This is a genomic window from Streptomyces sp. 1331.2 (genome assembly GCF_900199205.1).
Lineage (GTDB): Bacteria > Actinomycetota > Actinomycetes > Streptomycetales > Streptomycetaceae > Kitasatospora.
Genome location: NZ_OBMJ01000001.1, coordinates 2,057,844 through 2,072,443, shown reverse-complemented (window position 1 = coordinate 2,072,443; position 14,600 = coordinate 2,057,844). Strand labels below are relative to the sequence as shown.

Here is a 14,600-nt window from a genome sequence, read left to right as displayed (position 1 = left end):
CGTGTTGCTGAGGATGTCCCCGGCTGGGGTGGCTGCCAAGCCCCGCCCGGTCTTCTCAGAGCATTATTTGAGCTTGCCGCGGTGGGGGTGAGGGACTTTGGTCCCGATCTGCGGGCATTCCCGCAGGTGAAGCACCCTGTCGGCGGGAAATTCGAAGGCGCCGACGGGCGGACACGGCTAGCGTGGGAATCCATGACTTCTTCTGATTCTTCTTTGACGATCCGTGACTTCCGCCCCGAGGACGCCGAGGCCGTCGTTGCGGCCCACCGGGCCGGGCGCGAACACCTGGTGACGACCGTCGAGGCCCAGCTCTGGCTGAACGGCCGGCCGAGCCCCGAGGAGCACTACCGTACCTTCGTGGCCGAACTGGACGGCCGGGTGGTCGGCTCGGTGCGCTGCGGGGTGCGCTGCGGGACGACGACCACCGGGCTCGGCCACGCCAACGGCAGCGTGCTGCCCGAGTTCCGCCGGCGCGGCGCGGCCACCGCGCTGCTGGCCGCGGCCGAACGCCACCTCGCCGAGCACGGGGTGACGGAGCTGCACTCCTGGCTGGACGACGAGCCCGCCGCGCTGGCCTTCGGCGCCGCCCGGGGCTACCGGATCGGGCGCGCCGCGCAGTTCGGCGGACGGGACCTCGCGCTGCCGCTGCCGCAGGCGCCCGTACGGCCGGCCGGCGTCGAGCTGCGCCCGGCCGCCGACTGGGCGGACGACCCGCGCCCGCTGTTCCTGGTCGAGGTGGACGCCATCCGGGACGAGCCCGGCGAGGTGGCGATGGACGCCCTGGACTACGAGGAGTGGCTGCGGTCCGACTGGGCCCGGCCGGACCTCGACAAGGCGCTGACCGTCGTCGCCGTGGTGGACGGCGTGCCGGCCGCGTTCAGCATGGCGACGACGGACGGGGTGGACGGCTACTGGTCCGCCTTCACCGCCTGCCGTCGGGAGTTCCGCGGACGCGGCCTGAGCAAGCTGGCCAAGCTGGAGTCGCTGCGCCTGGCGGCCGCGGCGGGTTACCGGCGCGCGTACACCTCGAACGACGAGACCAATGCGCCCATGCTGGCGATCAACGCCTGGCTGGGGTACGAGCGCTGCGCCGGGGAGCGCAAGGGCATCAAGCGTCTGGCGTAGCGAGGTAGCGGAGTAACCGAGTAGCGCCGGGTGCCGCCGTCCTGACGGCCGGGTGGGGATCGTCACGATCCGACGTGCCGTCAGGATGCCGGGGCGAAGTGTCCACGAGCTGTCCCGAGCAGTGAGATGATTGGTCTCGACCATGCGGAGCGAATCCGGACAGCCCGGGAGGGACCGGGGCACGAACTCCGGTCGGCCGTGCAGGTTTTGCCCCACTCTTGGCCCAACATGGGCATAATCGCGCCCATGACGATCAGCCGCGCGAACGTGAGCGCGATTGCCGAGGACCTGTACGTATGGCTCCCCCCGAAGCGGGGCTGGGGCCTGGCCAACTGCGGGCTGCTGGCCTCCGAGGCGACCGCGCTCTGGATCGACACCCCGTACGACCCCTCGATGGCCGAGGAGTTCCTCGCCGCGAGCCGCCGGCTGCTGCCGACCGGGGTCGAGATCGACCGGGTGGTCGTCACCCACGCCAACGGCGACCACCTGTGGGGCGCCGGGGTGCTGCCGGGCGCCGAGGTGATCGCCACCCGGGAGGCGCTGGAGCACATCCACTGGGAGCCCACCCCGCAGCAGCAGCACGCGCTGGTCGCCAACAGCGACCCGGACTCCCCTCTCGGCGGCTACCTCAAGGAGCACTTCGGGCAGTTCGACTGGTCGGCCACCGAGCCGGTGCACCCGGACACCGTCTTCACCGGCGAGCTGGAACTGCGGGTCGGGCGCTACCCCGTGCAGATCACCAGCCTGCCCGCCGCCCACACCGGCGGTGACCTGATCGTCCACCTCCCGCACCAGCGCGCGGTGTTCACCGGCGACGTGATCTTCTCCTCGACGCCCGAACAGCCCGGTGACCACCCCTCGCACTGGGCCGGCCCGCTGGAGAACATCATCGGCGCCTGCGAGCAGGCCCTGGCCACCGGCGCCGAGATCTTCGTCCCCGGCCACGGCCCGGTGCTCGACCGCGACGGCGTCCGCGAGCACATCGGCTACCTCGCCTACGTCCGCGAGCGCGCCCACGCCCTGCACACCGCCGGGATACCCGCGCTGGACGCCGCCCGGCGGGTGATCGCGGAGCAGCGCCACCCCGAACTCGGCCTGCCCGAGCGGCTGGTGCTCACCGTCGCGGCCGAGTACCGGCACCTGGACGGCACGGCGGCGCCCGGCGCCCTGGACGCGATGGGGCAGGTCGCCCTGGTCGCCCGGGAGCTGGCCGGCGACGGCGCCCGGATCCCGCGCCCGCGCACCGACCGGGGCTGACCCCGCCCGCCCGGGGCCGGTACTCGTACGGGACCGACCCCCGCCCGGGGGCCGACCCCGAACGGGGCTGATCCCCACCCAGGGCCGATCCCGTACGGGGCTGACCCCCGACCGGGACCCGCCCGGCCGCCCGCGACCCCACCCGCAAGCACTCCCGAGGACTTCGATGACGCAGATCGCGCTGATCGTCCTGGCGCTGGTCGCCGCGGTGGCCACGGCCGTGCTCGCCCGCGCCCGGGCCGTGGCCCTCGCCCGGGCGACGGCCGCCGAGCGGGCCGCCGGCGAGGCCGAGCACCGCACCGTGGTGGCCGAGCACCGGCTGACCTCCCTGGAGGGGCTGCTGCGCGAATCCGCCGCCGAGGCCGAGGCCCGCCGCCTGGGCACCGAGGAGCGGGCGGAGGCGGCCGAGCAGCGCGCCCGCGCCGCCGAGGACACGGCCCGGCAGGCCGAGGACGCCGTCCGCACCGCCCAGGACGCCGCCCGGGAGGCCACCCGGCAGGGCGCCGCAGCGACCGCCCGCGCCGAGGAGGCCGACCGCCGCCTCGCCGCCGCCGAGGAGCACGCCGCCGCGCTGCTCGCCGAGGTCGACCACCTCGCCCGCGAGCGGGTCGCCGCCACCGCCGTCCGGCTCACCCACGCCAACGCGCCGCTGGTCGGCCCGCTGGACCCGCAGGCCGTCGGCCCGGAGGCCGTCCGGGCGCTGCAGTCCGTCCTGGACGCCACCACCGCCGCCCTCGCCGACGAGCGCGAGCGGGTGGACGCCGCCGCCCGCGCCGCCATGCGCGGCGCCACCTCCCGGATCCAGACCCTGCTCTACCAGATCCAGAGCCTGGTCCAGCAGCTCCAGCACGACAACGACGATCCCCGGCTGCTGGAGGTCGACTTCCGCAACGAGGTCGCGCTGCGCCGGATCCAGACCGTCGCCGTGCTCTGCGAGGCCTGGCCGGGCCTGGCCCGCACCGACTCCCCGCTCGCCGAGGTGGTCGTCGGCGCGCTCTCGCGGGTGCCCGGCTACGCCCGGATCAAGGTCGCCAACCACCTGCGCGAGCACCGGCTCGCGGTGGTCGCCCGGGCCGCCGAGCCGATCGCCGTCACCATCGCCGAACTCCTCGCCAACGCCACCGCCTACTCGCACCCGGAGACGGACGTCCCGGTCACCGTCCAGCAGGGCGGACGCGGAGCACTGGTGATCATCGACGACAGCGGCATCGGCATGGAGGAGGACCAGCTGCGCCGCGCCCGCCGGCTGCTGGCCGGGCCACCGGACGTCCTGCTCACCGAACTCGGCAACCCGCCCAAGACCGGCTTCGCGGTGGTCGGCAAGCTCGCCCGCCAGTACGGCTTCTCCTGCCACATCGAGCCCTCGCCGTACGGCGGGATGCGGACCATCCTGCGCATCCCGGCCGCCCTGGTGACCGTCGTGGACGACGAGCAGCCGCTGTCGGTGCTCACCCCGCTGCCGCTGCGGGCCGGCTCCGGCCCCGCCCCTGCGCCCACCGTCGCCGCCGTCCCGCCGATGCGCGACGCCGACGGGCAGGACGGCCCGCGGCTCGCCGACCGGCACAACCAGCCCGGCCCGCACCCGGCACCGGCCATCCACGTGGTGCCCGCGCCGGGCACGGACGGTTCCGACGTCCCGGCGGCTCCGGTTGCCCCGGCTGTCCCGGAAGCCCCGGTTGCCGCGGCTGCCTCGGAAGCCCCGGATTCGCCGGCGGACGACGGAACCGGCCTGCCCACCCGCCGCCGGCGCCGCCCGCTCGCCGCCGGGCAGACGGAGTCTCCCGCCAACGCCGCCGCCAACGCCGCCGCCGCCACCGCCACCGTCACCGCCGCCCCCGACCGGACCCCCGAGCGGGCCGCCGCCCACTGGCAGGCGCTGCAGCAGGGCACCGACTCCGGCCGGGCCGCCGCGGCACGGGCCGCACGGGCCGCACGGGCCGTAAGCGAGGCCGCCGTACCCGAGAACGACACGAGCACCACCACCGCCGACCGCACCACCGGTCCGACGACCCTTCCGACCTCCTTAGAAGGAGCAGAGCAGTGAGCAGCACGCCCAGCCCCGCCACCACCGACGAGATCTCGTGGGTGCTGACCCCGCTGCTGGAGCTGCCGGGGGTGCTGCACGCGGTCATCGCCACCGGGGACGGCCTGGTCGAGGGCGCCTCGGACGGCCTGGGGCGCGCCTCCGCCGAGCGGGTCGCCGCGATGACCGCCACCGTGCACGCCGCCGCCCGCGCCTTCACCGCCGCGTTCACCGACGCGGAGCGGCCCGCGCTGGCCCAGACCGTGGTGGAGTCCGACCTCGGCTACGCCATCGTCGTCCCCGCCGGGGAGAACACCTCACTCGCCGTGTTCACCTCCCCGGACGCCCAACTCGGCAACGTGTCCTACCAGATGCAGCTGCAGGTCGCCGCCCTGGGCCGCGCGCTCGCGAGCCCGTCCCGGCAGCAGGACACCACCACCCGGTCATGACCGCCGTCCCCCGCAGGCGGATGGTGCCCGCCTACCTGGCCACCGGCGGCCGCACCCGCCCCGGCAGCGAGGGCTTCGAGCGGCTGACCGTCCTGTTCGCCGACCGCGCCGAACCGCCGACCGGGCTCGAACCCGAACACCGCCGGCTCTGGGAACTGCTGCGCCCCGGCGCGCTGACCGTGGTGGAGGCCGCCGCGCACCTGCGCCTGCCGGTCAGCGCCACCGTCTTCCTCGCGGCGGACCTGGTCGAGGCGGGCTGCCTGCACGCCCGCGCGCCGATCCCGCGCGCCCACCAGACCGACCGCTCCATCGTCGAGAGGCTCCTCGTTGGACTCCGTGCGCTCCGGTAGCCCGGCCGATCCGCCTGGCCGCGTGGGCTACCTGCCCGACCGGGACCAGACGCTGATGAAACTGGTGGTCGCCGGCCCGTTCGGGGTCGGCAAGACCACGCTCATCCGCACCCTCTCCGAGATCGCCACCCTGCACACCGAGGAGGCGATGACCGAGACCGGCCGGCCGGTGGACGACCTGGCCGGCCTGCCCGAGAAGGCCACCACGACCGTCGCCGTCGACTTCGGGCGGCTCACCCTGCCCGGCAACGTCGTGCTCTACATGTTCGGCACCCCCGGCCAGCGCCGCTTCTTCCCGCTCTGGCAGGACATCGCGCGCGGCGCGCTGGGCGCCCTGGTGCTCGCCGACACCCGTCGGCTGGCCGACTCCTTCGAGATCATGGACATGGTCGAGGAGCAGGGCCTGCCGTACGCCGTCGCCGTCAACCGCTTCCCGGACGCCCCGGACCACCCCGTCGAGGTACTGCGGACCCACCTGGATCTGCACGCCGCCACCCCGCTGCTGCTCTGCGACGCCCGCGAGCGGGAGAGCAGCCTGGACGCGCTGATCGCGCTGGCCGAGCACGTCCTGGACGCCCTGCCCGCCGCCACCGCCCCCCAGGCCGCCACCGCCGCCGAGGCCGCCACCGCCCCCCAGGAGCGCCCGTGACCGTCGAGACCCGCCCGACCCCGATCCACGGCCCGGTCTTCGCCGCCGACCCCCAGCTGGTCTACGAGCGGCTGCGCCGGCACGGCCCGATCGCCCCGGTGGAGATCGCACCCGGCGTCGAGGCACTGCTGGTCACCGACTACCAGGCCGCGCTGGACCTGCTGCGCGACAGCGACACCTTCTCCAAGGACTCCCGCGCCTGGCAGCAGAGCCTCCCGCCGGACTCCCCGCTGCTGCCGGTGCTCGGCTACCGCCCGACCGCGCTGTTCACCGACGGCGAGACGCACGCGCGCTACCGCGCCGTGATCACCGACGCCCTCGCGCTCTTCGAACCGCACCGGCTGCAGCGTCAGGTCACCGAGACCGCCCACCGGCTGATCGACGGCTTCGCGGCGGTCGGCCACGCCGACCTGATCTCCCAGTACGCCCGCCGGCTGACCGCCTTCGTGCTCACCACCTGGTTCGGCGTGCCCGAGGAGCACCGCGACCGGGTGGTCGCCGGGATCACCGGGACGATCGAGTCCACGCCGCAGGCCGTCGCCGCGTACGGGGACCTCGTCGCGGTGGTGAACGCGATGGTCGCCGAACGCCGCGAGCGCCCCCGGCACGACCTCGCCTCCTGGTTCGTCACCCACCCGGTCGGGCTGGACGACGACGAGGCGCTGCGGCAGATCACCCTGACCATGATCGCCGGGCACGAGCCGACCACCAACCTGATCGGCAACGCCCTGCTGCGCCTGCTCACCGACGCCCGCTATGCAGGATCGCTGTTCGGCGGCGCGATGACCGCCCACCAGGCGATCGACGAAGTGCTCTGGCACGAGCCCCCGTTGGCCAACCTCTCCGCCCACTACCCGCGCTACGACATCACCTTCCACGGCCGGGAGATCAAAGCCGGCACCCTCGTCCTGGTCTCCTACGCGGCCGCCAACTCCCAGGCCGCGCCGCCCACCGACGACCGCGAGCTGCGCAGCGGCGAGAGCGCCCACCTGGCCTGGGCGGCCGGCCCGCACGCCTGCCCCGCCCGCGACCCAGCCCTGCTGATCGCGATCACCGCCATCGAGCAGCTGGGCAGCCGCCTCAGCGACCTCGAACTGGCCACCCCCGCCGAGGACTTGCTCTGGCGCCCGGGCCCGTTCCACCGCGCCCTGGTGCACCTCCCGGTCCGCTTCGCCCCGGTCACCCCCTGAGGGGACGTCCGCCACCGCGGAAACGATCAGCAGAACTGAGCGGGCCCGGGCGCACCCACCCGGGCCCGCCCAATTTCCGGGTGCCCAGCCCACTTGCCCGCCGGAGCCAGAACGTGCCTCCTCGCCCTGCGCTTCCTCAGCGTAGGAAGTCGGCGGGGTCGACTTCCTGTGCTTTACGGGTGGGCGGCCTGGGCTTCTTGGGCGGCGTGGCTGCGGCAGCGGTGGAGGGCGTACTTGAGACGGGTGTCGGGGTTGGGGGTAGTGGTGAGGAGTTCGCCGGCCTGGATGAGGGTGGTCCAGTACAGGGTGGGGTTGCCGGTGCGGGGCATGGGGTGGGCGGCGGTGAGGGAGAGGTAGGCGGTGGTGAGGTTGCCGGTGGTGAACCAGCGGTGGAGGCCGTGCTGGTGGCCGGGGCGGATGCCGCCCATGGCGTCGACGGCGACCAGGAAGAGGTCGATGACGGCGAGTTCGGTGGGGGTGAGGGGTTTGGGGACGTCGAAGACGCCGAGGGCTTCGAGGAGTTCGCCGGTGTCGGCCTCGCTGTTGGGGCGGGGGTTGGCGAGCAGGGCGTCGTAGCAGTCGTCGAGGCGGCGGGCGGTTTCGGCGGCGGGGATGCCGAGGGCGGTGCAGACGGCGCGGGCGCAGCGCAGGGGTGCGCGGGTGCGGCGGGCGAGGGCGGCGTAGGCCTGGGCGGCGGTGGCGGCGGTGTCGAGGAGGTGTTTGGCGGCGAGGGCGATGCGCATCGGGGTGGGTGCTTTCAGGCGGCGTGGGCGGTTGCGGGGTGGCTGGGCGGGACGAGGGCCCAGATGAACTTGCCGATGCCGCCGGCGCGGGGGCAGCAGCCCCAGCGTTCGGCGAGCTCGTTGACGAGGAACAGGCCGCGCCCGTGCTCGTCCTCCGGCTGGGCGGACCGGACGCAGGGCCGTCCGCTGCCGGCGTCGTGCACCTCGATGCGCAGGCGGGAGTTGGCCATGGCGAAGCGGACCTCGATGAGCCGGTCGTCGGGGGCGTCGCTGTGCTGGACGGCGTTGGCGAACAGCTCGCCGAGGAGGAGTTCGGCGATATCGGCGTAGCGGTCGCCGGCGGGGAGGGCGGCGAGGTAGGCCCGGAGCAAGTGCCGCGCGAGGGGCGTCGATTCCGGGCAGGAGTCGAGGCGCGCGGCGAACATGCGGGGACGGTGGGAAGTGAGCATGAGGTCCTCGAACGGGAGAGGAGGCGGCTGGAACGCCGTCGCGTCTGTCACGCTCGAATCGTGGAGGAATCTGACGAGACGTCATACCGCGTTTTCGGGACGTTAGGGACGTTTGGCTGCTAGACCTTGAAACGTCCCTAACGTGGAAGGCCTGTAGATGAACAGCCCACTCCGTGACGCAATGGCCCGTGCCAACATGACCTCGTCCAGGCTCGCTCGGGTGTGCGGGGTCGATCCCAAGACCGTCGACCGGTGGCTCGCGAACCCCTCGCGCGAGCCCCATGCGAGACACCGCTCAGCGGCCAGCCAGGCCCTCGGTGAGGAGGAAACCGTGCTCTGGCCATCTGCGCAGCAACTGGTGAAGTCGGGGCCGGATCGGGAGCTGGTGCAGATGTATCCGTACCGGTCGGCGGCGCCGGCTTCGCTGTGGCGTCAGCTGATAAGGGGGACAGCCCGGGAGCTGACGTTCGCCGGATACACCAACTACTTCCTGTGGTTGGAGCATGCGAACTTCGGCAGCCTACTGCGCCAGAAAGCGGCGTCGGGCGTACAGGTCCGCTTCATCCTCGGTGAGCCCGGACATCCGGTCACCCGTCAGCGTGAGTTGGAGGAGGGTGTGCCGCTGAGTCTTTCGACCCGGATCGAGGTAACCCTGTCCGAGCTGGCCAAGCTGCGGGACACGTCGATCGAGGCACGGTTCGAGACCGCACACGTCTCACTCAGCGTCTTTCGCTTCGACGACGACATGATCGTTACGCCACTACTGCCAGGTAGGATCGGCCATGACGCTCCGATGATGCATCTCAGGCGGGCCCAGGACGACGGTGTGTTCGATCGCTTCGCGGGCCATGTCGAGGATCTGTGGGCGAAGGGGCGGGACGTATGGGCGATCCCGGCAGCAGAGGTGGTGGATCATGCCCAGACGTGACTATGAGGACGACCCCGACGCTCCGGAGGCGAACTCGCTCGTCCCGGCCGCGTCCGTCGTCGTGGTCGACGATGCGGGCCGTGTTCTCCTCCAGAGGCGCACCGACAACGGGATGTGGGCCTTGCCCGGCGGCAAGATGGAAATCGGTGAGTCGCTTGCCGGTTGCGGTGTCCGCGAGACGCGCGAGGAGACCGGCATCGACATCGAGATCACCGGGATCGTCGGCACCTATACCGACCCCCACCACGTGTTCGCCTACGACGACGGCGAGGTCCGCCAGGAGTTCTCCATCTGCCTCCTCGGACGCCCGCTCGGTGGGAAGTTGCGGGTGTCCGACGAGTCCCACGAGGTGGCGTGGTTCTCCCCGGTCGAGACGGACGGCCTGCCGATGGTGTCGAACATCCGCAAGCGGCTGGCTGACTGGCGTTCCGGGAAGATCCCTGTGGTGCGCTAGCCACCTTTTGAGCGCGCGGATGGAAAGCCCGTCTCCGAGCCTGTGTCCGGACGCCGTGAGGGCGGGGCCGTGGTGGTGTCCACGGCCCCGCCCTCGAAAGATGCGGGGGTTACTCGGCGGGCTTCAGGGTCAGGGAGATGCTGTTGATGCAGTAGCGCTGGTCCGTCGGCGTGCCGTAGCCCTCGCCCTCGAAGACGTGGCCGAGGTGCCCGCCGCAGCGGGCGCAGCGGACCTCGACGCGGCGCATACCGAGGGAGGTGTCCTCGATGTACTGGACGCGGTCCTCCGCCAGCGGCGCGTAGTAGGACGGCCAGCCGCAGTGGCTGTCGAACTTGGTCTCGGAGCTGAACAGTTCGGCTCCGCAGGCCCGGCAGCTGTAGACGCCGACGGTCTTGGTGTCGGTGTACTCGCCGACGAAGGGGCGCTCGGTGCCCGCCTCGCGGAGCACGTGGTACTCCTCGGGGCTGAGCTCTGCGCGCCACTCGGCCTCGGTCTTCTCGATCTCGTAGCTCATCACGGCTCCTGAAAGCGAAGGTCAGACGTTGGAGGCAACGTTCGCGAGGTGCTTGAGAATTTCGGGGCCGAGGTTGGTGACGTCCCCCGCGCCCATGGTGAGCAGCAGGTCGCCGGGGCGGGCGAGGCCGGCCAGCAGGGCAGGGGCGGCGGCGAAGGAGTGCTCGGCGGTGACCTCGGCGCCGGCGCTGCGGGCGGCGTCGATGATGAGTTCGCTGGTGACGCCCGGGATCGGGTCCTCGCGGGCCGGGTAGATGTCCAGGACCACGGAGGCGTCAGCGAGGGCGAGGGCGGCGCCCATCTCCTCGGCGAGCTGCTGGGTGCGGCTGAACAGGTGCGGCTGGAAGACGACGAGGACGCGGCCCTCGGTGGCCTCGCGGATCGCCTCCAGGTCGGCGGTCATCTCGGTGGGGTGGTGGGCGTAGGAGTCGATCACCTGGACGCCGGCGGCCTCGCCCTTGAGCTGCAGGCGGCGGCGCACGCCGGTGTAGGCGCCGAGCGCCTTGGCGAGGTCGGCGGCCGGGACGCCCAGGGCGACGCCCGCGGCGAGCGCGGCGACGGCGTTGTGGGCGTAGTGCCGGCCGGGCACCGAGACGGTGAAGGTCAGCTCGGTGCCGTCCAGGACGACGGTGACCTCGCTGGTCATGCCGCGGGGGGCCACCGAGAGCACCCGGACGTCGGCGTCCTCGGCGGCACCGACCGTCACCACGTTGAGGCCGTCGCGGCCCGCGACCCGGGAGGTCAGCTCGCGGGCGCCGTCGTGGTCGGCCGAGACGACCAGGGTGCCGCCGGGGACGATCCGGCCAACGAAGGTCTCGAAGGACTCGTAGATCTCGTCGATCGAGGCGTAGTTGGCGTGGTGGTCCAGCTCCACGTTGAGCACGATCGCCACCTCGGGCGCGTACTTGTGGAAGCTGCGGTCGCTCTCGTCGGCCTCGGCGACGAAGATCTCGCCGGTGCCGTGGTGGGCGTTGGAGCCGGGGGCGTCGAGGTCGCCGCCGATCGCGTAGGACGGGTCCAGGCCCAGCTCGCCGAGGGCGACCGCCAGCATGCTGGTGGTGGTGGTCTTGCCGTGCGTGCCGGCGACGGCCAGCGCCCGGCGCCCGCCCATCAGCGCGGCCAGCGCGTCGGAGCGGTGCACCACCGGGATGCCGCGCTCACGGGCCGTGGCCAGCTCCGGGTTGTCGGCGCGGATCGCGCTGGAGACGACGATGCTGCTGGCGCCGTCCGGGACGTGCTCGGCGGCGTGGCCGACGTGCACGGTCGCGCCGAGGGCGCGCAGCGCGAGGACGGTCTCGGACTCCTTGGAGTCGCTGCCGGAGACGCTGGCGCCGCGCACCGCGAGGATCTTCGCCAGGCCGGACATCCCGGCGCCGCCGATGCCGATGAAGTGCGGGGCGTGCAGGTCGTGCGCGGCGTCGTTCAAGGCGTGGCTCCGTACGGGCGGGGGCAGACAGGTCGGGCGGACGGTTCCGTGGCGCGTCGACGCCGGGGTCGTGCGTCGACGCGGGAATCGTCCTCGCGGGCGGACCGCAAGGACGATTCTGCACCACCGGCGCGCGGAGCCCGGGGTCTAGGAGTCGCTGGCGAACAGCCGCAGCACCGGCACCCCCACCTTGTGCCGGGCCTGGGAGGCCCAGTCGCGGTGGAAGAACTCCTCGACGAAGTGCGGTGAGGTGAGCACCACCACCTCGTCCGCCCGGTGCTGCTCCACCACCGCGCGCAGGCGTTCCAGCGGCTTCTCCTCGACCAGCTCGCCCACCGCCTCGGCCCCGGCCGCGCGCAGGTGGCGCAGGCTGTGTTCGAGCGACTCGGTGGCCACGGTGGGTCCGCTCTCGGACTCGTCGTGCTCGCGCACCACCTTGTCGAGGTGGCCGAGGGCGACGTCGTCCAGCGCCCGCAGCAGCTCGTCCTGCTTGCCGCGCGGTTGCATCAGGACGACGAAGGAGACCTTCTCCTCGCTGTGGAGCGTGGTGACGAGTTCCACGTCCGCGTCGGAGAGAGCCTTTTCGATCATCAGTACCGTCTTGAACACGTGAGTCCCTTCCAGTGGCCGGCCCCCGGGCCCCGGCATCGCATAACGGGATCACGATCGGGGGGTCACGGGGTCATTCCGAACCCAGGTGACGCAGGTAACGGGTGAAGAGGAATCCTTTCTGCTCGATCAATGAGACCAGTCGCATCCGCTGCACGTCCGGCATTTCCGCATCGTGGAGGATGCGCGGCGCGTCGCCTCCGGTGAGCAGCGGGGCCAGGGAAAGGCACAGCTCGTCCACCAGGTCGGCCGCCGCGAGCTGGCCCAGCAGGCGCGGGCCGCCCTCGGACAGCAGCCGGGTCCAGCCCCGCTCGGCCAGCGCGGCCACGGCCACCCGCAGGTCCACCGTGCCGGTGCCGGCGAGCACCACGTCCGCCACCTCGGCGACGGCCCGGCGGCGCTCCTCGGAGGCGTCCTCGGTGGTAATCACCACCGTCCTGACCAGCGGTTCCGTGAACAGCGGCGCGGTCAGGTCCAGCTGCAATGACCGGGTCACGACGGCGATCGCCGGAGCCGGTGCCTGGCCGGCCACCGTCCGGGCCGCGGCGAACTCCTTGCGGGCCCGGGCCGGCCGGTAGCCCTCCGCGCGGACGGTCTCCGCGCCCACCAGCACCACGTCCGCCAGCGCGCGCAGCACCCCGAAGATCCGCTTGTCGGCGTCGCTGGAGAGTCCTTCGGACAGACCGTCCAGCCTCGCCCCGCCGTCCAGGCCCGTCACCATGTTGGCGCGCAGCCAGGGACGGCCCCGATTCACCTGTTCGGGGTACGCGTACAGGGTGGCGAGCGAGTCGAGTGCGGCCGGATCGGCGACCGGCTCACCCAGCGGGCTGATCAACAGTTGCATGCCCTCAGTGTTCCACCGCGGGCCGCCGGGAGACGGCCGGAGGCGGTTCGGGAGGCGGTTCGGGAGGCCGCCGGGAGACGGTTCGGAGAGGGGCCGGGAGGCGGTTCGGCGCAGGCCGGGACCAGGCGTACCCTCTACTACCGTGCCCGCAGCCTCCCGCCCCGACACCGCGACCGAGTCCATAGCCGACGCGAGCGCGGCCGGCTCCCCGATCGCGCTCACCGACCGCCGCCCCGTCGTGCCCGCCGAGCGGCTGGTCGCCGAGATGGTCCCGCCGCCCCGGTTCGCCGGCGTGAGCTTCGGGTCGTACATCCCGGACCAGAGCCAGCCCAGCCAGTACGAGGCCGTCCAGGTCCTGGAGCAGTTCGCGGCCACCCTCGCCGGAGGAAACGGTTCGGCGCCCAAGCGCAGCTGGTTCCGCCGCTCCGCCCCCGCGCCCACCGGCCCGGCCGGGGTCTACCTCGACGGCGGCTACGGCGTCGGCAAGACCCACCTGCTCGCCTCGCTCTGGCACGCCGCCCCCGGCCCCAAGGCCTTCGGCACCTTCGTCGAGCTGACCAACCTGGTCGGCGCGCTCGGCTTCCAGCAGGCCGTGCAGACCCTCTCCGGGCACACGCTGCTCTGCATCGACGAGTTCGAGCTGGACGACCCGGGCGACACCGTACTGGTCTCCACCCTGCTCGGCCGCCTGGTCGAGGCCGGCGTCAAGCTCTGCGCCACCTCGAACACCCTCCCCGAGAAGCTCGGCGAGGGCCGCTTCGCCGCCGCCGACTTCCTGCGCGAGATCCAGGGCCTGTCCGCGCACTTCCGCCCGCTGCGGATCGACGGCCAGGACTACCGCCACCGCGGCCTGCCCGACGCCCCGCCGCCGTACGCCGACGAGGCCGTCGAAGCCGCCGCCGCCCGCACCCCCGGCGCCTCCCTGGACGACTTCGACGCCCTGCTCGCCCACCTCGCCGCCGTCCACCCCAGCCGCTACGGCGCCATGCTGGACGACGTCACCGCCGTCTGCCTGCGCGGCGTCCGCCAGGTCGAGGACCAGTCCACCGCCCTGCGCCTGGTCGTCCTCGCCGACCGGATGTACGACCGCGAGCTCCCCATCACCGCCTCCGGCCTGCCCTTCGACCTGGTCTTCCCCGAGGACATGCTCCGCGGCGGCTACCGCAAGAAGTACCTGCGCGCGATCTCCCGCCTGGTGGCGCTCGCCCGCGACAGCGCCAAGAGCTGAGCCCGTAACCTCCGCCCCGGTCAGGCGTTGCTCCCTTGCGGAGCATGAGGGGGACGTATGGCCGCTGGCGAGCCCGGAACGGGTTAATCGATCGAGATCGAACCCGAGGTACGCGAGTGGCTGCAGCAATGCGGATGGCGCTGGCCGAGGCCGTGTACACGCGCCGCGCCGCCCTCGGCTGGACGCCCGCCGAGCTTGCGGAGCGGGCCGGGCTGAGCGAGGAGACGGTCGAGAGCATCGAGGAGAGCGATGTCGATCCGACGCTGCCGCTGATCGAGCGGCTGGCTGCCGCCTTCGACTCGACGGTCCGTATCGACCCCGCCCGGGAGCCCGCCATGAGGTTCGAGGCACACGCGGCCTGAG

17 protein-coding genes are annotated in these 14,600 nt (G+C 73.0%); 11 read left to right on the top strand and 6 right to left on the bottom strand.

Annotated features, from left to right (window positions below):
- Positions 1–192: 192 nt before the first annotated feature.
- From CRP52_RS08720 to CRP52_RS08690, 7 genes are all read left to right on the top strand, one after another.
- On the top strand, positions 193–1,125 hold the full coding sequence (locus CRP52_RS08720) for a GNAT family N-acetyltransferase (protein WP_257032368.1): 933 nt from the start codon (positions 193–195) through the stop codon (positions 1,123–1,125).
- A 246-nt stretch (positions 1,126–1,371) separates the two neighbouring features.
- Positions 1,372–2,382 (top strand): MBL fold metallo-hydrolase, encoded by a 1,011-nt coding sequence (locus CRP52_RS08715; RefSeq protein WP_097239941.1) that lies wholly within the window; start codon positions 1,372–1,374, stop codon positions 2,380–2,382.
- A 166-nt stretch (positions 2,383–2,548) separates the two neighbouring features.
- Positions 2,549–4,426 carry an ATP-binding protein gene (locus CRP52_RS08710; protein ID WP_097235876.1) on the top strand — a complete coding sequence of 626 codons (1,878 nt, stop codon included), beginning with the start codon at positions 2,549–2,551 and terminating at the stop codon, positions 4,424–4,426.
- Positions 4,423–4,854, top strand: coding sequence for a roadblock/LC7 domain-containing protein (locus tag CRP52_RS08705; protein WP_097235875.1), 432 nt, complete (start codon positions 4,423–4,425; stop codon positions 4,852–4,854). Before CRP52_RS08710 ends, CRP52_RS08705 begins: the two co-directional genes overlap by 4 nt.
- Positions 4,851–5,204, top strand: coding sequence for a DUF742 domain-containing protein (locus tag CRP52_RS08700; protein ID WP_097235874.1), 354 nt, complete (start codon positions 4,851–4,853; stop codon positions 5,202–5,204). Before CRP52_RS08705 ends, CRP52_RS08700 begins: the two co-directional genes overlap by 4 nt.
- A gap of 55 nt (positions 5,205–5,259) precedes the next feature.
- Positions 5,260–5,853, top strand: coding sequence for a GTP-binding protein (locus tag CRP52_RS08695; protein WP_097239940.1), 594 nt, complete (start codon positions 5,260–5,262; stop codon positions 5,851–5,853).
- On the top strand, positions 5,850–7,043 hold the full coding sequence (locus tag CRP52_RS08690; RefSeq protein WP_097235873.1) for a cytochrome P450: 1,194 nt from the start codon (positions 5,850–5,852) through the stop codon (positions 7,041–7,043). The genes CRP52_RS08695 and CRP52_RS08690 overlap by 4 nt, the downstream gene beginning before the upstream one ends.
- Before the next feature lie 173 nt (positions 7,044–7,216).
- On the opposite strand, the gene CRP52_RS08685 is transcribed toward CRP52_RS08690, so the two are convergent.
- Entirely contained in the window at positions 7,217–7,786 is a 570-nt protein-coding gene (locus CRP52_RS08685; RefSeq protein ID WP_097235872.1) for a hypothetical protein, read from the bottom strand.
- 14 nt (positions 7,787–7,800) lie between these two features.
- On the bottom strand, positions 7,801–8,211 hold the full coding sequence (locus CRP52_RS08680; protein ID WP_179852728.1) for an ATP-binding protein: 411 nt from the start codon (positions 8,209–8,211) through the stop codon (positions 7,801–7,803).
- 181 nt (positions 8,212–8,392) lie between these two features.
- Here CRP52_RS08680 and CRP52_RS08675 point away from each other — a divergent pair, with 181 nt between their 5' ends.
- Positions 8,393–9,163 (top strand): transcriptional regulator, encoded by a 771-nt coding sequence (locus tag CRP52_RS08675; protein WP_097235870.1) that lies wholly within the window; start codon positions 8,393–8,395, stop codon positions 9,161–9,163.
- Positions 9,150–9,617 (top strand): NUDIX domain-containing protein, encoded by a 468-nt coding sequence (locus CRP52_RS08670; protein ID WP_097235869.1) that lies wholly within the window; start codon positions 9,150–9,152, stop codon positions 9,615–9,617. Before CRP52_RS08675 ends, CRP52_RS08670 begins: the two co-directional genes overlap by 14 nt.
- Before the next feature lie 109 nt (positions 9,618–9,726).
- On the opposite strand, the gene msrB is transcribed toward CRP52_RS08670, so the two are convergent.
- The 4 genes from msrB to CRP52_RS08650 all read right to left on the bottom strand — a co-directional run bounded on the left by msrB (position 9,727) and on the right by CRP52_RS08650 (position 13,009).
- Positions 9,727–10,131, bottom strand: coding sequence for a peptide-methionine (R)-S-oxide reductase MsrB (gene msrB, locus CRP52_RS08665; RefSeq protein WP_097235868.1), 405 nt, complete (start codon positions 10,129–10,131; stop codon positions 9,727–9,729).
- Between the two features lie 21 nt (positions 10,132–10,152).
- On the bottom strand, positions 10,153–11,535 hold the full coding sequence (gene murC, locus CRP52_RS08660; RefSeq protein ID WP_097239939.1) for a UDP-N-acetylmuramate--L-alanine ligase: 1,383 nt from the start codon (positions 11,533–11,535) through the stop codon (positions 10,153–10,155).
- 168 nt (positions 11,536–11,703) lie between these two features.
- On the bottom strand, positions 11,704–12,165 hold the full coding sequence (locus CRP52_RS08655; protein ID WP_097235867.1) for an indole-3-glycerol phosphate synthase: 462 nt from the start codon (positions 12,163–12,165) through the stop codon (positions 11,704–11,706).
- Between the two features lie 73 nt (positions 12,166–12,238).
- Entirely contained in the window at positions 12,239–13,009 is a 771-nt protein-coding gene (locus CRP52_RS08650) for a pyrimidine reductase family protein (protein ID WP_097235866.1), read from the bottom strand.
- 181 nt (positions 13,010–13,190) lie between these two features.
- On the opposite strand from CRP52_RS08650, the gene zapE reads away from it, so the two are divergent.
- Entirely contained in the window at positions 13,191–14,237 is a 1,047-nt protein-coding gene (gene zapE, locus CRP52_RS08645) for a cell division protein ZapE (protein ID WP_257033030.1), read from the top strand.
- A 116-nt stretch (positions 14,238–14,353) separates the two neighbouring features.
- A complete protein-coding gene (locus tag CRP52_RS08640; protein ID WP_179852727.1) occupies positions 14,354–14,599 on the top strand; it encodes a helix-turn-helix transcriptional regulator in 246 nt (81 codons plus the stop codon).
- Position 14,600: the final 1 nt, after the last annotated feature.